Below are 18,892 nucleotides of genomic sequence, written 5' to 3' on the forward strand. Positions count from 1 at the left end.
CTCCTTACCCCGGTTGAGCCAAACGAAATAGGCGCTTTGCCCCCGCACCAACTTATCGTATTTCCGGGCAAAGTCTCCCTCAGGCCTCTCAACCTTGATCACCCGGGCGCCTGCATCGGCAAGACGAGACGATGCATACGGTGCAGCAACGGCCTGCTCCACAGCTACGACAGTGATCCCCTCAAGAGAGTTCTGCATGCAACACCGCGCTCTTCATCCAACATTTTCGTTTTGAGCCCGACGACGATTCAGCATCGCAAGCAACCGATTCTGTTCATTGCCCACGATCGAGAATGCCTCGTCGACTCCCATTCCAGGCTTCGCAAGCATCATGTCTGCCTGGGTCGCCATCGATATGTGGACGGAAGCCTGGGCAGAGAGATCTGTCTCGGTACAGCTTCCTCCAACGTACGCGCCTACCTTGTTCTCCTTACACAGGAGCACTGCACGTGCCGTGTCAGCCAATGAGCCGACATCAGGCGTCTTGATTTGAATGAGATGCGCGGCCTTCGCTTCGGCAAAGAGCCGAATATCCTCGAGCGTGTTGCACCTTTCGTCCACGACAATGCGAGCGGTGGAACCCCGGTTGTCCAAAATTGATACGATCTTGGCGTAGTTCTCAATTTGAGCTTGCGTCGAACCAAAATCCGCCGGGGACTCGACATTGAGGGTGAAACCCGGAACAGCGTCGGCGACCCTGCAGATAAAGTCGGCGATGAGTTGCGGCTCCAGGCTGATTTCCTGGCCGATCCAGCCATACACATCGAAATGCAGCACCGGATGATACCCCGGGCGGCCAATTTCGCGCGTCCGCGCCGCAACCCACTTCACGAACTCCATGAAGGCCTGGCCCTCGACGCCGAATTTCTGCCGTGAGTTGATCAGGCCGTGGGGAAGTATATCTACCGCTTTCAAGATCATTTTGTCGACGTTGATTTCGCGAGCATCGCCGCTTTGGCAGTAGATCGGAACCCTGCGAATTGGCAGCGGCAGGTTAAATTCACTGCAAACGACTTCCGCCATCGTGGTACTTTGAAGATGGGCCGAGGCGCGAAGGAGCGCCTGGCTAACGCCATACTCAATCGCGAGAGGTAACCGCTGGTGCTGGAGAGGCTCAAAAACCTTTGCACAGGCATCGAGATAACGAGATACGTCGACATTGAGAAGCCGGGGCACGACTATACGCGAGGTTAACTCCGAGATTTGAGCACTCTCAAACAAAGGATCTCGTCCTCCAGCACCAGAATATTGAACGCTCATCATGTCACCCCAAACCACGGCCCCGTCGGTGAGAGCAAGCCCGATGCTGAGCGAAGATGCCGGAACGCGGATGGACGTGAACCCAATCGCTGTCGCCTCGCCGCTATAGACGAAACCGTCCTGGGGCGCGCCGGCCCTGATGGCACCCTGATCGTCATAGAAAAAAGCGCCATTGCCAGGCGCAAGGAGGACGTCTTTGATCTGCATTTCACTTCGCTCGATTTTCGGACATCGTTGATGGCAGTTGGATTTGCTGCGCCGACTATGCACCACTTGATCTTGAGTTCGCCAACATAATGTCCCGGACGGTCCCATCGCGTTTTCAGATGGCCGGCGTCAGACACATGCACCCCGTATTCCGGCAAGCATTCGACGAACGTCGAATTATTGTATAGGTGGACATTGCAACGTCGTACTCACCTCATTTGGGTTAGCATTCGCGCATTAACCAGAATGCGTCTGAAATGCGCGTCAATCCAATCCCTTCATAGAAGCCGACAGAGTTGGGTGTAGAGATCAAAGCTATGGCCACAGCAGGCCCGAGTTGCCGGCGGGCTTCATACAGGAGGCCCTTGCCGATGCCGAGGCCTTGCGCCGACGCCGATACGGCAAGCTCGGAGACGTAGCAGATCCAGGAAAAGTCAGTAACGCATCGAAGTACTCCGACCAGCTTCCGCCCCGGCCGATGGAGCCGGGCCGTCAGCACCAAGTCGGCTTGGCGGAGCATCGCATGCAGCCGAAGCTCGCCATGGGTCGCCCCGAAGCCGGATTCGGCCAACACGCGGCAGAATTCGGCCGGGTCAAGGTTCGGCTCACTAACGTAAAGGATCTCAGATTGTTCGCTCATGCCAACCCCTTAACAAAAATTGATTGATCTAAGCTTACGCAATACCTTGTATTCGCAGCCGGTGCCGAGATTTTCGCCCTGACTGCGTGAAACCAGCAGTAGCTTGTGGCGGATTTTGGCACGAAGAGCTGCGCAGCAACTGCCCTATCCAGAACACAGCTTACTAGTCAGTTGAACGACTATGCTTTGTCATCTGCGTGCAAGTGCCCTGCCGAAGCGACTGCTTGCGTCTCAGTCCGCTTTAACCAGTGTCTAATCCGTGCTTCGACGGCGCCCCTTTTTAAACGGCAATCTCAGCTCGCGCGCCTACCTAGGATAGTAGGCTGCATCGCGGGGCGGCGAGGTTTATAAAAAACGGGACTGTTGGAGAGCAAAAGATGTTGCCGTTAGTTCGCCCCAGAAATGCTATATTTGAAATCAATCTTGGGGCTATTCAGGCGAACTTCCGGGCCATCACGGCCCTCGTTGGGTTAGGCGTAAGGGTCGCCGCTGTCGTCAAGAGCGACGCCTATGGACTTGGTGTTGTAGAGATTGCAAGGGCGCTTATTCATGTCGGCTGCGATCTGCTCTTCGTCGGCAATCTTGAGGAAGCGCTGCTTCTAAGATCGTCCCATGTAGACGAGGCAATCGCGGTTTTTTGCGATGATTTCGCGAAATTTGGTAGATTCTACCAATCCAATAACCTCATACCGGTTGTGAACAATTGCGCCGAATTGGAAGCCGTTATTGCAACAGGAACGAAGACATATTTTCTTAACGTGGAAACGGGATTTTCCCGCTTTGGGCTCGCCATTGCGGACGTGCGTCGCGCGTATTTTTCTGGTACGTTCGACATGTATCCCCCTTCGGTCGTACTCAGCCATCTAGCGTGCAGCGAAACCGTTGCGGACCCAACTAATGTGTTGCAACGGAACCGCTTCCGGGCGATCTACGATCTGATTAAGCCCACCTGCGGCAGTCTCGCAGCGTCCGCCGGTATCTGGCTAGGTAAATCCTATCATTTCGACATGGTACGGGTGGGCTCAGCCCTGTACGGGCTCAACGATGCTGGCATTCGACCAAATCCGCTGCAAGCGGTTGCAAGGCTCCGAGCGAAAATACTCGACGTGCGCAATGTCGCTAGGCGGGAGGCTGTTGGCTACGGTGCGACATTTCGTACGGGTCGAGCTACCCGCGTAGCGACCGTCGGGATCGGCTACACACATGGCCTTCCATGGGCCTGCGCGAACAAGATATCAGCTCGGTTCGCAGGTTATTCGGCCCCTCTAATCGGAACAATATGCATGGAGAACATGACAATTGATATAACAGATGTTCCAGAAGCGCTTTGTGGGCCAGGTAACTTTGTGGAATTACTGGGAAATGATTTTACCTTAGATGACCTTGCAGAAGCTGTGGGCCTCAGCCCACACGAAGTCTTAACCCGCCTAGGTGCTGGTTGCACAAGACGGTATCTGAATTCTTCCTTGTTACCTACGACCCCTAGGAATAAGGCGTTAGACTTTGATGGCAGCAGCGAGATGAATGATGGCAAGGCACGCCTTTGATTTCGTTATGGCGCTCCCATGGAGAACTTGGTCCATAGGGCATCCTTTGATTCGAAAGATAAGGATGCCCCATCAAAGCCCCGGATCAAACATGTAGCTAGGTCAGGACTCATTGATCCAGAAGATGAAGGCTGCAGCGAAGGCGATAGCCGACAGGAAGGTGTGAGCACATCGGTCGTATCTGGTGTGGATGCGTCGCCAGTCTTTGAGGCGTGCGAACATGTTCTCGATCCTGTGACGTTGCCGGTATAGGACAGGATCGTAGCTGTGCTGAACACGATGCTTGGCATGGGGTGGGATGCATGGCGTGATACCGCGCTCGACGAGCGCCTGGCGGAAGGCCGCTGAACTGTAGGCCCGATCGGCCAGCAGGGCGTTGGCGGCGGGCAAATCCTCGATCACGGCCGCAGCAGTCTTGTGATCATTGGTCTGCCCTTCGCTCAGATGCAGCAGCCGCGGACGTCCCTTGGTGGTCAGTCCGCCTCGGCTGCGTCCGATACATCGGGATAGAGTTTTTTAAGGAGGCTGGCGGCAGTGCGATGCGCTTTGAGATGGGTGGCATCGATCATCAGATTGTCCGTTTTGCCGCCCTGCGCGGCCAGTTCCGCTAGGATGCGGTTGAACACACCCAGCCGACTCCAGCGGATGAAGCGGTTGTAGATGGTCTTGTGCGGACCGTAGTCGGAAGGGACGTCTCGCCAGCGAAGGCCATTTCGGATCACGAACAGGATGCCGCTCAGCACCCGGCGGTCATCCACACGCGGAACACCATGCGACAAAGGAAAATAGGACTCGATCCGGCGCATCTGCTCCGGCGTCAACATCAGCAAATCACTCAAGGCAGCACCTCCTGCCACCCTGAATCACCAAACAGATATCAACTCAATAGATTATGGGTCCTGACCCTAGCTTTGATTCCGATTGTAACATAGAAATGCCTAATTGCCCGAGCATCGGACCTGGTCTAGAATCCAAGCCATACGAAGTGCTGCTTCTTCGGCTACACTAGGCCCATGTGAAGCGCCGCCGTGGCCACCGACCATACGCATGTGGAAAACAAGACCTGGGTCTCGACCGGCCGTAAAGGAACGTCGCTGGGCAACGTACCGAGCAGGCTGGTAGTAGAGCACCTGGCTGTCGTCGAGCGCGGCGTCGACGTAAGTTGGCGGGCGCGGGCGATCGGCACTGAGGTTGTAGTAAGGATCGTAGCTGCGCAGGTGCCGATATTCGTCGGCTATGTGGGGATCGCCGTACTCCGCTATTTCCGGCAGCGCGTACGGCATCGTGAAGTCCAGCTCGGTATCTATGATGTCGGCGAGCGGAACCTCGGCGAGTACGGCGCGGAACAAGTCGGGCCGCAAGTCGGCCGTGGCAAGCACGGTACCCCCGCCAGCGCTCGCTCCCTCAATGACGATGCCGTCGCCGGTGGCGACCCCCTGCCTAACAAGCGCCTCGACAGCGACGATCAGATCTGTGTGGGTGATACGTTTTCGATCGCGGGTAGCCGCCTCGTGCCACGGACGTCCAAGCTCCCCGCCTCCCCGTACGTGCACGATGCCGAAAGCAACTCCGCGATCGAGCAGGCTCAAACGTTTGGTCATGGATGAGGGCCAAGTGAAAAACGAGGGCCATCTCGGTTTTCCATAACAGCCGTAGACATTCAATAACACCGGCCCTGGGGTGGTTCGATCGCGCCGCGCGACGAGCGAAATTGGTATATCCACCCCGTCTTCCGCCTGCGCCATGACGACCGTCGCCACGTATTGAGCCGGGTCATATCCGGGAACGCGGGCCTGGTACAGGACTGCCGATCGGTCGTCGGCGAGATCATGCTCTACAAACGTGTCGGGCGTCACGAATGAGCTAACCGAGTAGACCAACTTCGAGCTTCGGAACGGATGCCGTGCGACCGAATAGCTACCCCCTGCAGACAAGCCGACCTTAAGAGTGCAGCTCGGCTCGTCGGGAACGATCGTGGCGGCGACCCCCCCGCTTCGGTTATGCGAGACGAGGCGAGGACGAAGGCCCTCTCGTTCCAGGACAACCAGGTGCTGGTCGAGCACGTGGACCTCCTCAAGCGTCACGCCCGCTCGATGCGGGATGACCTCCTCCCAGCACGATGGTGACGGGTCACCTATCGGCGCACACACGAGCCGCCAGTAGGGTCCAGCGTCGTTTACCCGAAACAAGAACCTGTCGCCCCAGTGCTCGGCAAAGACATGGTGGCCAAGATCACGCGCCACAATCCGGCGCCACCCAACGCCCGGCTGGTCGGCAGGAAGGCACCACACCTCCACCGCCCCGGCGTTGTCCATAACGTCCAAAAGCAGCCAGGCGCCGCTATCAGAGCGCCAAATCCGCAAGTTCAGTCGCTCGTCCGCCTCCTCGAACACTACCTCAGAGTGCGAATCGTTGACGTCCAGGCGTATAAGCTCATGGCGTTGCCGCCGCCGGTCCGCCCGCTCCCGCGTGAAAAAGAGCGTGTTGCCGTCCGCGGTCCAAGTAACCATCCCAGCCCGCCTCGAGCCCGTCCAGACGTCATGGCCGGTCTCTATGTCCCGCACCCTAAGCTCGAAGTTCTCGTCCCCGATGACATCGAAGCTGAACGCCACGTAACGCCCGTCGTCACTCGGCTCGAAGACACCGAGCGAATAGAAGATCTCGGCCCCCGGGATCGCGTTCGGGTCGAGAACAAGCTCGGCCGAGCCTCCGGTCACCGGCCGGCGCCACCACGCAGGATGAGACAGGCCCCGCCCGTGTCTTTCGAAGTACTCGAAAGGCCCAACCTGGAAGGTTGGTGGGGCGCCCTCGCAGGTGTGACGCCCTTCGATCTCGGCGATAAGTTCCGCCTTGAGCCCTTCCAGGTGGGCTGTCGCTTGCTGCGCGTAGCTGTTCTCGGCTTCAAGATACGCGCGGACGTCGGGATTCTCCCAGTCCCTGAGCCAGCCATACGAGTCTATCGTGACGTCGCCATGAAGGACCCGGATCCGTGCCTCGGAACGAGGAAGCGGTGGCTGCAGGTGCTTGTCTACCATCACAAGGCCCTCAGGAAAAAAGAGCAAGGAATTGGCGCGGCAGTCCGCGAGCAGACAGTTTGTGCATCAATGTTGCTCCTAGGCGATATAGTGTAAACCGTTTAACGAGCCACGGTGCGTTATTACCAACATCCGTTAATTCCGTTCTGGCAGAATAGCGCTTCGAGTGCCCTATTATTACTTACTGTCAGACGGAACCATGGTCGGCACTTTTCAGGTTGGGTGTCGACAATTCTGCTTTCGCACCTGACGTCGGCAGCCAGCATGCGGACATATGCTGCGGCCCGACTTCGATGGCCGGCGGCTCCTCCTCCTTGCACCGGTCGAAAGCAAGCGGGCAGCGAGGATGGAAACGACAGCCCTTCGGCACGCGTGCGGCGCTTGGAACCTCTCCTTGCAACGCCGGCAGCTCGAAGCGACTTGCGTCGCTGCGAATCTGCGGCGTGGCGTTGCGCAACGCGACCGTATAGGGATGCCGGGGGTTGAATGTGATGTCATCGGCGCTGCCGATCTCGACCAATCTCCCAAGATATAAGACTGCAATCCGGTCGGCGATCAGCCAGGCGAGCGGCAGGTCGTGGGTGATGAACAGTAGCGCCATGTTGTGCTTGGCGCGCAGGTCAACCAGGACCTGAAGAATTTGTGCGCGTATCGATACATCGAGCATCGACACGGGCTCGTCGGCAACGATGAGCTCCGGCTTCACGGCAAGCGCTCCGGCAATCACGACGCGCTGGCGCTGGCCGCCGGAGAGTTCGTGTGGGAAGCGGGCGAAGAAATCACCGGGAGGATTGAGCCCGGCCGCCGAAAGCGCTTCGCTGACCCTTTCTGTGAGTTGAGCATGGTTCTTGACCAGCCGCAGGGAGCGCAACGGCTCTGCCACACTGTCGAACACGGTGTGTCGCGGGTTGAGCGCCTGATAAGCATCCTGAAAGATCATTTGCACGCGTCGCCGGTAGGGACGCAGAGCCGAGAAGCCCTTTGCAGACGTCATATCGCGGCCCTCAAACAGCAACCTGCCTCCTGTGGGCTGGGCTAGCTTGGTGATGACGCGGCCCACTGTCGTCTTGCCGCTTCCGGATTCTCCAACCAGGGCGACGATTTCACCTCGTCCAATGTTGAGGTCGACTCCATCCGCCGCACGCACCGCCCCGGCAGATCGCCCCAGGACCCGGTCGAACAGTCCGCCCTGGATAGGAAAATGGACCTTCAGGCTCTCGAGACTCAGGATGTCGGAGGTGTCAGGCATGAACTGCAACCCTGCCTTCTTGCGAGGAACGGTGAAGGTGACAGGCGACGCGTCCCCACCCGAACTTTTCGAGGCTGGGAACTTCGGTCGTGCAGACCCCCGTTGCTGACGGGCAACGTGGATGGAAGGCGCAGCCTGACGGTCGATTCATTAAGTTGGGAGGATCACCGGGGATAGGGCGAATTATCCGTATGCCGCTCGCCGGGTTGGGGATCGATTCGATCAGCAGGCGAGTGTAGGGATGTTTGGGCTTAGCGAAGATCTCCGTGACGGTTCCATCCTCGACTATCCGGCCGGCGTACATGATCATCACGCGATCACACGACTCAGCGACGACAGACAGGTCGTGGGTGATTAAAATGAGCGCTAGGTTAAGCTGCGATCGCAACTTCCCCAACAGCTTGAGGATCTGAGCCTGTGTGATGACGTCGAGCGCCGTGGTCGGCTCGTCACCGATGATGATCGAGGGGCGACATGCGAGCGCCATGGCAATCATCACTCTTTGACGCATACCGCCCGACAACTCGTGGGGATAGGCAGTGCCGCGATCCGTCGGAATGCCGACGAGTTCTAGAACCTCCCGTGCCCGCGCGGTCGCCTCGGCACGCGACATGCCGAGCTTCAGGATGCATGGCTCGGCGATTTGCTTGATAATGCGGTGAACGGGATTGAGCGCATTCATCGCGCCCTGGAAAACGACGGACGTCTCGGTCCAGCGATGTGGCCGCATCGCCGCATCATTGTCGATCGACAGCAGGTTACCACGATAGCGCACTTGGCCGCCGCTGACCCGTGCATTGGGCGATAGTAGACCAGCGATCGCCATGGCGGTGGTAGTCTTGCCACTGCCCGATTCACCGACGAGGCCAACGGCCTCTCCAGCCTGGAGCGCGAAGCTCACGCGGTCGATCGCTCGCAATGAAACGCCCTTGAGCCGATACTCAACAGAAAGCCCGTCGACTTCCAAAAGCGATGCCTTGTCTTGGGAGAGGTTTGTCATGGGATCACCCTCTGCCGTGGATTGAACGTGTCGTCGAGGGCATTGCCGACCAGGACGAAGCTAAGGGAAACCGCGAGGGCGCACAGCCCGGGGGCGCCGAGGTACCACCAAGCTCCGGTACTGGCCGCACCGGCGCGCTGAGCGAGCGAAAGCAAAGTGCCCCATGAAGGCTGCAATGGGTCGCCAAGCCCGAGGAACGAGAGCGACGTCTCGACATAGATTGCGCCAGCGACGACCAGCGCACCATTCGCTGCGATTTGCGGAACGAGATTGGGGAGGATATGCCGCACCATGATGCTCAAATTGCTGCTGCCCACAACTCGTGCGCGATCAATGAATGTTCGCTCCTTAAGCGATAGTGTCTGACTGCGAACGATACGGGCGACAAACGCCCAGCTTGTTATGCCGATGACGACAAGGATCACGAAGAGGGAAGGACGGAAGCCGAGGATTTCTCTGCCCCGCCCCATTACTTCGAGCACCACGGGTGTGATGACCAGCGCAAGGACGAAGGACGGCATGACGAAAAAGAAATCCGTCAGCCGCATCAGCCAGACGTCAACTCTGCCACCGTAGTAGCCAGCAATGATACCAACCGTAGTGCCGACGACGAGGCTGATGACGGTCGCCAGCAGCGCGATCGTGAGCGATATCCGGGCACCATGGACGACCAGATTGAGCACGTCACGCCCCACCTCATCGGTCCCCAGCAGATGCTGGCTTGATGGTGGAACGAGGAAATCACCAGTTGCGGTGGCTACGGTCTCAAGTGGACCTACGAGGATATTGGGCACAGCAGAGAGGACAAGGAAAAACACCAGACACAACAGGCCGAGCTGAGCCCCGGCGTGACCAAGAAGATTGGATAGAAAGCTCTTGATCGCTCTCGCCCGGCTACGCGAGGAATATCGCACGATACTTTCACTCATTGCCGGATTCGCGGATCAAGAATGCCGTAGGCAAGATCGGCTAGGAGGTTCGCGACAACGATCGATACACCAAGCAACAGGAATATCCCTTGAAGAACTGGGTAGTCCCGCGCGTTGAGCGCTTCGACCGTGAGACCACCAATTCCCGGCCAGGCGAAGACGGCTTCGACGGTGATCGCACCAGCGACCACGTAGCCAAGATTGAGAGTAATCAAGGTCACGAGCGGCAGCATTGCGTTACGAAATGCATGGCGCATCAGCATCTGACCGTTGGTAAGTCCCTTGGCGCGTGCGGTCACCATGTAGTCCTCAGTAACGACGTCACTCATCGCTGCACGCGCGACCACAACGTATTGCCCGATCAGCCCAAGGGCTACCGCGGCGACCGGAAGTGCGAGATGTCGCAAGTAGTCTAGGATCTTATCAGTTGAACCTATGCTAGCGCCGGGTGAATAGATGCCATAACCCGGAAACCACCCCAATGCCGTGCTAAAAATGACTACTAGTACCATAGCAAGCCAGAAAGACGGCGTAGAATAGAGCGCTAGAGATGCTCCCATGGCGATACGGTCGACAGCTCCTCCTCTGCGCCAACCCGCATAGAGCCCAAGCATGACACCGCATAGCATGGCGATTAATTGGGCCAAGCCAACCAGGGCGATGGTGGCCGGCAAGCGCTCCCAAATAAGGTCAGAGACAAGTCTACCCCTGAACTTGAAGCTGTAGCCGAGATCGCCATGTAGAGTTGCCGACAGGTAGTCAAGTATCTGGTCCGGGAAAAGCGGCCGGTCGAGTCCCCAGTTCTGGCGCTGCGCCTCGATCCGTTCAGCGGACACGCTCATCCGAGCACCGCCAAGCAGAAGCGCTGCAGGGTCACCGGGAATGACCCTGAACAGGACGAAGTTCAGTGTGGCCACCATCGAAAGAGTTATGGCCGCCCTGATCAGGACATTCCCAATGCGGCTTGTTCGCCCTTCCTGTGCGTTGCCAGCCACGTTAGATCGGCCTCAACCGATCGAACGGGAAATAGCTCCAATCCGATATCGCGTCCTCCGGTCCCCAGCCCTGGAAGCAGTCCTTACGATAGGCACCGAGCGTTAAGGGGTGACTCAGAATGATATACGGCGCCTCAGCATAGATGAGGCGCGCTGCCTGATCGACCAGCTCCTGGCTCCTCTTCAGGTCGACGGTACGGTCGACCTCAGTCAGGAGCGCGTCGAACTTCTCATTTGTCCAGTACGATCTGTTAGTGAGGCCGATGGACTTGCTACTGCCCAAGACGAGCAGGTCGTGAGGCGAGGAAGACAGCCAGTTGCTGGCGATTAGCAGATCCCAGCTTCCGCCGCCGTCCGTCGGCGCTGTCGTGCGGGCTGTGAGCGCACCGGAATCGAGCTGGGTCACCGACACGGGAATGCCAATTTGTCCCAGCCAGCCCGCAACAAGCTGCACGGCTGCAATCGGAATCTCGCTCACACCCGAAGCCTTTCCTGTGATTAGCTCAAGCTGTAAGCTCTTTCCCTCCTTGTCCTCCCGGACACCATCGCCGTTCGTGTCCCGATATCCGGCCGCGTCTAGCCGACGACCCGCCTCGGCTAGATCGAAGCGGCGCCTGATGTCGCTTAGGTCTGAGTAATAGTCGGCGGCTACCGGCATCACAATTCCGACACCAGGGTCTGCGTGCCCGCGGTAGGCGCGATCCACGATCGCTTTCTGATCGATCGCATAGCCGATCGCGTCGCGAAACGCTGGATCCTGCAGGGCCTTGGTGCTGCCCGCCCCCTTCCCGGAGGCCGTATTAAATGCCAGATAGTCCCGCTGCTCCACGCGAGATTCATAGACCCCGATATCGCTCTCCTTCGAGAAGGCAGCCCACTGTGCGGTTGTCACGCCCCCACAATCGAAGCTCCCACTCTTCAGACCCTGGGCAATTGGATCCTGCGTGGTGAAGAAGTGGATAATCATCCCGGCCGTCTTCGGCTGCTCAGTGCGAAAATACGCGTTTGGCGTAAGGCGCACAAATTGGCCTTGCTGAAACTCCGCAACGATCATAGGCCCAGTTCCCACCAGCGGCGGGTCGTTGCGAAAAGTGCTGCGCGCATCCGCGTAGCCGATGTCCTTCCAAACGTGCTCAGGGACCATTAGAACGAAGTTGTCAATTGGCCAGCGCGTAGGAGCCTTGGTCACGATCCGCAGAGTTTCGTCATCAATGGCCGTAACGGATGCGACTTGTTCCATGCCGTCTGTGCTGTTTTGGCCAATATTCAGCTCGTCTGGCTTGCCCACGGAGCCAAGCAGATAATTATAGGTGAACGCGGCGTCTCTGGCGGTGGCGGGTTGGCCGTCCGACCACTTCATGCCGGGCCATACCTTGATTGTCCAAGTGAGCCCGTCATCAGCAACGGCCCACGCCTTCGCAAACCCCCTCCGGTCAGGGTGTCGCTGGGCGTCAACGCCGACCAGCGAATCGTAGGACAAGACAAGCGGCCAGAACGAACTCCAGGTGGCGAATGGATTCATGGAATCGGGAGCACCCATCGAGCCGACACGCACAATATGGTCGCTACAAGACGAAGCGAACGCCCTTGAGTTAATGACCCACGGGGCAACCGATCCCACCAGCATTGCTTTGACGACCGCACGGCGATTCATAGACCACATCATTCTGGTCCTCCTTTAAGCCTCGCCACGCCGCATTCCCGCACCTCGTCGCGCCCATTTGGAACTGATGGCCAGCGCGTGCACAAGGTAATTGGTGTGGCGGTTCCCCTTTATAGTCTTAAGTTAGATTTCTTCGACAGCTGCTGAATTGGCAAATAGAGACTCGATATAATCGCCATCTAATAAGTAGATGGCTAACGACTCTCCCCGCCCAGATGGACGCTTTCTGTCGACGGTGCAGCTCTGAAAATCGCACCTGTTGATTCCCCGGTAATCGACCAGCGCTGCCGCCAAAGACATTCTGCTTCCAGCCCCGCAGGTCCGCACGAAGTGATCCGTGCGGATGCAGGAGGTGCTCGAGGCCGAGATGGACGAGGGCGGCCTCAACGAGGAAATCCGCCGGCGCACCTGTGTCGTGCTCATCTTTCCAAAACATAGAGATGCCGCCCCCGTCAGGACATTGGCTGTCGAAACCAACGAAAACGGATGGCGCCAACCGCTAGATCAACATGGACGATCTGCGTGAGCACAAGAAACATGCTCTGCGCCAAGCCGCGCGACCAGCACCATGGCTGTCCCATTTTACTGATGGGGTGGATGCCAGCCTTCTCCGACGGCATCGCAATGTGCCAAGTTGGTGGTGTTAGCGCCACGCAAAGGAGAGGCAGGCATCGATGGAAAAGTTACTATCATTGGGGTCGATCTGGGAAAGAACGGCATTCAGCTGCAGGGGGCGGCAGCTGATGGATCGGTTGTATTCCGCAAGAAGCTGTCGCGCCTGCAGTTTTGCAAGTTCATGGCGAGTCAACCGGCATGTGTCGTGGCAATGGAAGCGTGCGGCAGCTCCCACTACAGACCTGTCAGATGGCTCGGCTTGGCCATGAGCCAAGACTGATTGTCCCGGCCTATGTCCCAAACCGTCCGTCAAGCGGCAGAAGAACGACGTCGCCGAAGCGGAGGCGATCGTCGAAGCAGCGCAACGACCGACAACGCGCTTTGTCGAACCGAAGACCAAGGAGTAGCAGTCCCGGGCTATCGTGTTTCGCACCAGAGAGCAGTTCGTGAATCAGAGAACCGAATGGGTGAATGCGTTGCGCGCGCACCTCTAGGAGTTCGGTTATGTTGTTCCGCAAGGCATCGGCCACCTGCCACGTCTGGCAGAGATCGTCGAGGACGAGAGTGCAGACCTGCCGGATCTGGTCCGCGACATCTGCAGCGCTCTTGACCAAATCAAACAGTTGAGCAGCCGTTTCGCGGCATTGAAGAAGACGATCGACATGCTGTCCAAGCAAGCTGCAACATCTCGGCGCTTGCAAACCATGCCCGGTGTCGGCCCTATTGCTGCCCTTGGCATTTTCGCCACCGATGGAACCCTTCAAGTGCGGTCGCGATTTCGCCGCCTGGCTCGGGCTGGGTCCCTCGGCAGAAGTCAAGCGGCGGCATAGGCACAAGTGTCCCGCGCGGGCGCGCCGCGAGACACATAGCGCTTGCCCCTTTATTCGCACCGTCTCTTGGTGGCACGCGGATTGCATAGGACTCCGTGAAGGCGAGCGCGGATAAAGCGGGCTGTTCCCTCGAGAAAACAAATCCGAGCGAATGAAGTGCAGAACCGAACCATCAAGGAGTACGTCATGCGAGTAGCCGTCGTCCGGAATCGTGATTTTACAGGCGTGATCAACCGATTCGGTCAGCCTTATCCACAGCCCCCGCAGCCTTGGCCGCCCGGCGAGACAGTCGAAAGGGCGGTGGCGGCACTGCAAGATGGCGGCCATGAAACGCTTTTGTGTGAAGGCGACAAAGGACTGCTCAATACGCTCGAGCGCTTCATGCCACCCGATCCGCAAGCCCGCCCTTCAGGATTTGTTTTCAACCTGGCGGAGGGGATTCAAGGAGATTACCGTTTCACGCACGTTCCGGGCATGCTTGAGATGGCCGGCGTTCCATACACCGGATCGAGCCCACTCGGGCATGGACTGACGGACGACAAAGTTATCAGCAAGACGCTCATGCGCAGTTGCGGCGTGCCGACGCCGAACTTTCGCATCATGCGCTGCGGCACCGACAGCACCGGCGATTTGCGATTCCCACTTGTGGTGAAGCCGCGCCGTGAAGACAACAGCTTCGGTTTGCAACTCGTGCATGAGCCCTCTCAGCTGGCGCAAGCCGTCGAAATGATCATTGGGCAATATGGGCAGGATGCGCTAGTGGAAGAATACATCGATGGGCGGGAAATCCATGTCGCGCTGCTGGGAAACGGAAAACCCGAGGTGTTGCCCTTCGCAGAGATCGACTTCGGCGAACGCGAAATTGGCCTTTTGACTTGGGAAGCGAAGTACCTGCCTGCCGAGCAGGCGTCGACGATTTGCCCGGCGCGAGTCGGGAGCAGTCTTGCGACTTTGCTGCGGGATATTTCGATTGCAACCTTCCGTGCCTGCGAGTGCCGGGACTATGCACGCCTCGACGTCCGGATCGACCGCTCCGGCCAACCCTTTGTGCTGGAGATCAACACGATGCCTGGGCTCAGTATGCAATCCGAATATGTCCTAGCCGCAATCGCCGCTGGGCACAGCTATTCGAGCTTGATCAATCGCATCCTTGATGTGGCCCACAAGCGGTATTTCGGGATCGGCATCCCGTAGCCGGTCACGCGTCGAGTCGGCGCCCACTCGGTGCCCCATCAGCGTGGCAGCCGAGACGTCGCCAACCGATTTCGGTGCTGCGCCGAGTGCGAGGCGGCGGTGATGACGGCGGTCGACATGAGATGTTGGTCGCAATGCTCGACTGCAGAAACTGACCGCGATCTGGAGTGCGCTCTAGGGTTACACCGATCGGGCTGCGGTTTTGCTCGTCTGCCGGATGTGTTAATCCTCGATCGTTGCGGGCCGGGAGCCGCTGGACGCGGCCTGGCGGCGGCTTTCTGCGCTCGATTGCGGCGCAACGGCGACCGTCGGGGGGCATCGATCGCGCGGGCGATGGCGTAGCCGACGATCATGCGCGACCAGACGTCGAGAATGACGGCGACGTAGACGAAGCGGGCCGGTAGCGCGGCATAGGTGATATCGCCGACCTAGAGTTGGTTGGCAGGTCGGGACAATGTCCTTTTGCCAGATTGGAGTAGATCGGACTGCTATGAATGCTGTCGGTCGCGGCGACGAACCGGCGTCTGACCTTCGGTTGCAGGCCGTGATCGCCCTAGAAATTCCAGCTCCTGAGCCTGCTTGCCGATCAGCTGCGGCGATTCGCGCCTCATTTCCGTGATCAGAGCGGCCGAAGCCGTATGTTCATCGAACCACTCCACCTGCCTCTGCCAATCCAGACAAGGATCAGGGTGCGGGTGATGTCATGCCGTTCCCCCAAATGTGCAGCGTCTCGCCCGACAGATTTTCCTGCACGGCCAACGCTTAAAGGTGACGCTATAACTACGATGTCTTGCCATCGCTCATGGTCGACGTCGACTGACAGGCGTCGCTTGAGGGAGCTGGCGACCCGGCCGCTGGTGCCCATCGCGACGCCGTGAAGACTTTCACTCGCCTATCCAGATAAGCGCCTTCATCCCGGTCCTTCACTATTTCTGCGAGGGTCCGCTGATTGGTTTCGAATGATTCGGTCCACGCCGCGCTGGTGAATAACATTCGGCTCAGCATCACCGTGTCGAAAACAGGCAGCCCAGTCAACCGGCGTATGATCGGGGACACCAGAGGGAATGCGGTACATTCACACAGAAAAGCCGCGATGTGCGGATATCTCCTTCTCAGTCGCGTGACGCACGCCGTGACATCGTCCTCGATTTCAGACACTAGCGTGCGCCGCGGCGGGCGCTGCATTTCGTTATCCAGGAGCTTTCCACCTTCGATACCGCCGACCACTATCCGCGCACGCTCGGCCGGGTCGTCGATCCCGAATAGGCCTTCGCTGCAATGCGTGGAATCGGCAGTCAGTACCGCGAGCTTGGCGCCGGGTGGAAGCTGACGTAGCAGGGTCGGTATAAGCAGGAGACTTGACAGCGCCACGGGTACGTTCACCGACGCGGCCACCGCTGCCTGATGTCGGATGGCGAACCCACAGTTGGCGATCACGGCAACGGCGCCCCGTTCGACCAAGCGTTGCGCTGACGTGACGTAGGCCGGTTCAAGCGACGGATCGCCTCGGATGACGCGATCCGCCCAAGCACCCTCCACTGTCTCGATGATGATCGGAAAGTCGTAAGTATCTGGATTGAGCAGGGAACCGGGATACGTTTGCGGAGGTTTCTCGCCCGGCGCGAGCCCGCGCTCAAGCTCGAGAAAGCCTAAGGAGGCAGGAGGTCTATGTGATGTCACGCGGGGAACCTCGAGCAGTATTCTATATCATCATCATCGGAGGCAGCGCCGCCCTTGCGGGTGGTCACGTGCCCATGTGATCGCACTTGTGCCGGCCGGTCAAATATCGAATGCAGGCGGCACCATCGTGAGGCCAGATGGCTTTCCCGGCGACGTCGCGGCTGTCTCCCCGCAGCAAACCAGCCGCATATCTGCATAGCGACCGTTTCCCGGCATCTGCGGAGCGTCATGCGCGTTGCCGGCATCCGGCCGAAATAACGTCTGTATGTCCGGACGTGAGCTCTTACGGAATCGATTCTGTAATTCTGTGATTCAATCCGGACATGCAGATCGGCTACGCGCACGTTTCGACGGCCAGAACTTGGACCTGCAATGCTCTGATGCTCTGATGCGCGCCGGCTGCGAGTAGATCTTCGAGGAGACGCAATCCGGCCGGACCGGCAACAAGCGTCCCGCGCTCGAGGTCGACAGCTTGGGATCATCCAGACCGCTCATGACCTGCAGCAACGCGGTCCCTACCCGGCTTAGTGCAGGAGATAACTCTCTGCCCGGGATCCTGGAGGGACAGGCATAGATACTTCAACTCGGTGTAGTCCTCGAGGCCGTACTCGAACCTTCGCGGCCGATGCCGGACTGCTTGATGCCACCGAACGGCGCAACCTCGGTGGAGATGAGCCCCGTGTTGATGACGACCATGCCCTATTCCAGCGCCTCGGAGACACGGAAGATCCGGGATGCATCGCGGGTGTAGATGTAGGACGCGAGACCGAACTCGGTAGCGTTTGCGCGCTTGATGACCTCTTCTTCCGTATCAAATCGGAAGAGAGGCGCGACCGGCCCAAATGTCTCTTCGCGCGCGACCTTCATCTCCTGCGTTACATCGGTCAGGATCGTCGGCGTGAAGAACAGCCCACCTCTTTCGTGCGGTTCGCCGCCGGCGACGACTTGAGCACCCATTGCACATGCGTCGGCAATGTGCTCCTTCACTTGGCGGCGGCCTTCTCCTCGATGAGCGGTCCGATCGCCACGCCTTTCTCGAAGCCGTCGCCGACCTTGAGGCTCCTGACGCGCTTCGTCAACGCCGCCGCGGCGGCATCATTGATCCCGGACTGCACGTAGAGGCGGTTGGCGCACACACAGGTCTGCCCGGCATTGCGGAGTTTCGACAGGATCGCGCCTTCGACGGCAGCATCCAGGTCCGCGTCGTTGAAGACGATGAAAGGGGCGTTGCCGCCGAGTTCGAGGCCAAGGTTCTTGATCCGGCCGGAAGCCTGCCGCATCAGCGTGCGGCCAACCTGCATAGAGCCTGTGAACGTGATCTTGCGAACCTTGGTGTTCTCGCAGAACGCCTTGCCCACCATGACCGCGTCCTTCGAAGTGATCACCGAGAACAGTCCGCCCGGCAGTCCCGCGCGCTCGGCGAGCAGCGCCAGTGCCAGCGCCGAGAGCGGTGTCTGGGCGGCGGGCTTGGAGACGATGGCGCAGCCGCAGCAAGCGCTGGCGCCACCTTCCTCGCTAGCATCTCATCCGGGGAGTTCCACGGGGTGATCGCACCGACCACGCCGACCGGCTGGCGTATTACCATAATGCGCTTGTCGTCCTGATGTCCGGGAATGACGTCGCCGTAGGACGCTTGCTTCCTCGGCGAACCACTCGACGTAGGACGCGCCGTACAGGATCTCGCTGCGCGCTTCGGCGAACGGTTTGCCCATCTCGGCGGTGAGGACGGCCGCGAGATCGTTGGCATTCGCGACCATGAGGTCATGGAGGGCGCGCAGGACCCCAGCTCTCTCCTTGCCTGTGCGTCGGGTCCATTCCCGTTACGCGCGGTGCGCGGGGTCGATGGCCTGCTCCACCGTATCCCTTCCGACATCGGGGACCGACGAAACGACCGCGCCGGTCGAGGGGATTGGTCATGTCAAAGCGACGTCCGCCCGAAATCCATTCGCCGGCGACATAGGCGCGTTCGATCAGAAGAGAAGGAACGGCCAGTCCCTCCGGCATCATGGTAAGTACACCCATACCCAGAGCTCCACTTTCAAGTCTTG

13 protein-coding genes and 3 pseudogenes are annotated in these 18,892 nt (G+C 58.9%); 3 read left to right on the plus strand and 13 right to left on the minus strand.

The features are described from left to right. The 3 genes from EOA24_RS03225 to EOA24_RS03235 form a co-directional block, all read right to left on the minus strand. On the minus strand, window positions 1-198 hold a 198-nt coding region (locus EOA24_RS03225), incomplete at its 3' end, for a CoA transferase (RefSeq protein WP_189353846.1). Between the two features lie 15 nt (window positions 199-213). Then, window positions 214-1,467, minus strand: coding sequence for a methylaspartate ammonia-lyase (locus EOA24_RS03230; RefSeq protein WP_126080667.1), 1,254 nt, complete (start codon window positions 1,465-1,467; stop codon window positions 214-216). Window positions 1,468-1,690: 223 nt separating this feature from the next. Further along, window positions 1,691-2,107 carry a GNAT family N-acetyltransferase gene (locus tag EOA24_RS03235; RefSeq protein WP_126080666.1) on the minus strand — a complete coding sequence of 139 codons (417 nt, stop codon included), beginning with the start codon at window positions 2,105-2,107 and terminating at the stop codon, window positions 1,691-1,693. A gap of 377 nt (window positions 2,108-2,484) precedes the next feature. Between EOA24_RS03235 and alr the strand changes: the two genes are divergently transcribed. Further along, complete coding sequence (alr, locus tag EOA24_RS03240; RefSeq protein WP_126080665.1) at window positions 2,485-3,654, plus strand: alanine racemase; 1,170 nt, start codon at window positions 2,485-2,487, stop codon at window positions 3,652-3,654. 102 nt (window positions 3,655-3,756) lie between these two features. Here the strand turns inward: alr and EOA24_RS03245 are convergent. The 7 genes and pseudogenes from EOA24_RS03245 to EOA24_RS03275 all read right to left on the minus strand — a co-directional run bounded on the left by EOA24_RS03245 (window position 3,757) and on the right by EOA24_RS03275 (window position 12,528). Continuing rightward, a pseudogene (locus EOA24_RS03245) lies at window positions 3,757-4,493 on the minus strand (IS5 family transposase). A gap of 99 nt (window positions 4,494-4,592) precedes the next feature. Then, entirely contained in the window at window positions 4,593-6,689 is a 2,097-nt protein-coding gene (locus EOA24_RS03250; RefSeq protein ID WP_126080664.1) for a S9 family peptidase, read from the minus strand. A 187-nt stretch (window positions 6,690-6,876) separates the two neighbouring features. Further along, window positions 6,877-7,938 carry an ABC transporter ATP-binding protein gene (locus tag EOA24_RS03255; RefSeq protein ID WP_126080663.1) on the minus strand — a complete coding sequence of 354 codons (1,062 nt, stop codon included), beginning with the start codon at window positions 7,936-7,938 and terminating at the stop codon, window positions 6,877-6,879. Further along, window positions 7,931-8,938: an ABC transporter ATP-binding protein gene (locus EOA24_RS03260; RefSeq protein WP_127409587.1), complete on the minus strand. Its 1,008-nt coding sequence runs from the start codon at window positions 8,936-8,938 to the stop codon at window positions 7,931-7,933. Before EOA24_RS03260 ends, EOA24_RS03255 begins: the two co-directional genes overlap by 8 nt. Beyond that, window positions 8,935-9,867, minus strand: a complete 933-nt coding sequence (locus EOA24_RS03265; RefSeq protein WP_126080661.1) for an ABC transporter permease — start codon at window positions 9,865-9,867, stop codon at window positions 8,935-8,937. Before EOA24_RS03265 ends, EOA24_RS03260 begins: the two co-directional genes overlap by 4 nt. Next, on the minus strand, window positions 9,864-10,862 hold the full coding sequence (locus tag EOA24_RS03270; RefSeq protein ID WP_281013029.1) for an ABC transporter permease: 999 nt from the start codon (window positions 10,860-10,862) through the stop codon (window positions 9,864-9,866). The genes EOA24_RS03265 and EOA24_RS03270 overlap by 4 nt, the downstream gene beginning before the upstream one ends. A gap of 1 nt (window position 10,863) precedes the next feature. Then, complete coding sequence (locus tag EOA24_RS03275; RefSeq protein WP_245467327.1) at window positions 10,864-12,528, minus strand: ABC transporter substrate-binding protein; 1,665 nt, start codon at window positions 12,526-12,528, stop codon at window positions 10,864-10,866. 379 nt (window positions 12,529-12,907) lie between these two features. Here EOA24_RS03275 and EOA24_RS42795 point away from each other — a divergent pair. Further along, window positions 12,908-13,028 (plus strand): annotated as a pseudogene (locus EOA24_RS42795) (IS256 family transposase); the annotation flags it as partial. 402 nt (window positions 13,029-13,430) lie between these two features. Here the strand turns inward: EOA24_RS42795 and EOA24_RS03280 are convergent. Next, window positions 13,431-13,904, minus strand: a complete 474-nt coding sequence (locus EOA24_RS03280) for a hypothetical protein (protein ID WP_126080660.1) — start codon at window positions 13,902-13,904, stop codon at window positions 13,431-13,433. A 252-nt stretch (window positions 13,905-14,156) separates the two neighbouring features. On the opposite strand from EOA24_RS03280, the gene EOA24_RS03285 reads away from it, so the two are divergent. Further along, window positions 14,157-15,164 (plus strand): hypothetical protein, encoded by a 1,008-nt coding sequence (locus EOA24_RS03285; RefSeq protein ID WP_126080659.1) that lies wholly within the window; start codon window positions 14,157-14,159, stop codon window positions 15,162-15,164. Between the two features lie 780 nt (window positions 15,165-15,944). Here EOA24_RS03285 and EOA24_RS03290 read toward each other — a convergent pair. Continuing rightward, on the minus strand, window positions 15,945-16,844 hold the full coding sequence (locus EOA24_RS03290; RefSeq protein WP_245466449.1) for a hypothetical protein: 900 nt from the start codon (window positions 16,842-16,844) through the stop codon (window positions 15,945-15,947). A 565-nt stretch (window positions 16,845-17,409) separates the two neighbouring features. Next, window positions 17,410-18,851, minus strand: a pseudogene (locus EOA24_RS03295) (NAD-dependent succinate-semialdehyde dehydrogenase); the annotation flags it as partial. Window positions 18,852-18,892: the final 41 nt, after the last annotated feature.

It is taken from the genome of Mesorhizobium sp. M2A.F.Ca.ET.039.01.1.1 (assembly GCF_003998035.1).
Taxonomy (GTDB): Bacteria; Pseudomonadota; Alphaproteobacteria; order Rhizobiales; family Rhizobiaceae; genus Mesorhizobium.

What these genes read in the sequence shown, in the direction of transcription:
- EOA24_RS03250 (WP_126080664.1), bottom strand. Translation starts at nt 6,689, where the DNA reads ATGGTAGACAAGCACCTGCAGCCACCGCTTCCTCGTTCCGAGGCACGG.
- EOA24_RS03275 (WP_245467327.1), bottom strand. Translation starts at nt 12,528, where the DNA reads ATGATGTGGTCTATGAATCGCCGTGCGGTCGTCAAAGCAATGCTGGTG.
- EOA24_RS03230 (WP_126080667.1), bottom strand. Translation starts at nt 1,467, where the DNA reads ATGCAGATCAAAGACGTCCTCCTTGCGCCTGGCAATGGCGCTTTTTTC.
- EOA24_RS03235 (WP_126080666.1), bottom strand. Translation starts at nt 2,107, where the DNA reads ATGAGCGAACAATCTGAGATCCTTTACGTTAGTGAGCCGAACCTTGAC.
- EOA24_RS03260 (WP_127409587.1), bottom strand. Translation starts at nt 8,938, where the DNA reads ATGACAAACCTCTCCCAAGACAAGGCATCGCTTTTGGAAGTCGACGGG.
- alr (WP_126080665.1), top strand. Translation starts at nt 2,485, where the DNA reads ATGTTGCCGTTAGTTCGCCCCAGAAATGCTATATTTGAAATCAATCTT.
- EOA24_RS03265 (WP_126080661.1), bottom strand. Translation starts at nt 9,867, where the DNA reads ATGAGTGAAAGTATCGTGCGATATTCCTCGCGTAGCCGGGCGAGAGCG.
- EOA24_RS03255 (WP_126080663.1), bottom strand. Translation starts at nt 7,938, where the DNA reads ATGCCTGACACCTCCGACATCCTGAGTCTCGAGAGCCTGAAGGTCCAT.
- EOA24_RS03285 (WP_126080659.1), top strand. Translation starts at nt 14,157, where the DNA reads ATGCGAGTAGCCGTCGTCCGGAATCGTGATTTTACAGGCGTGATCAAC.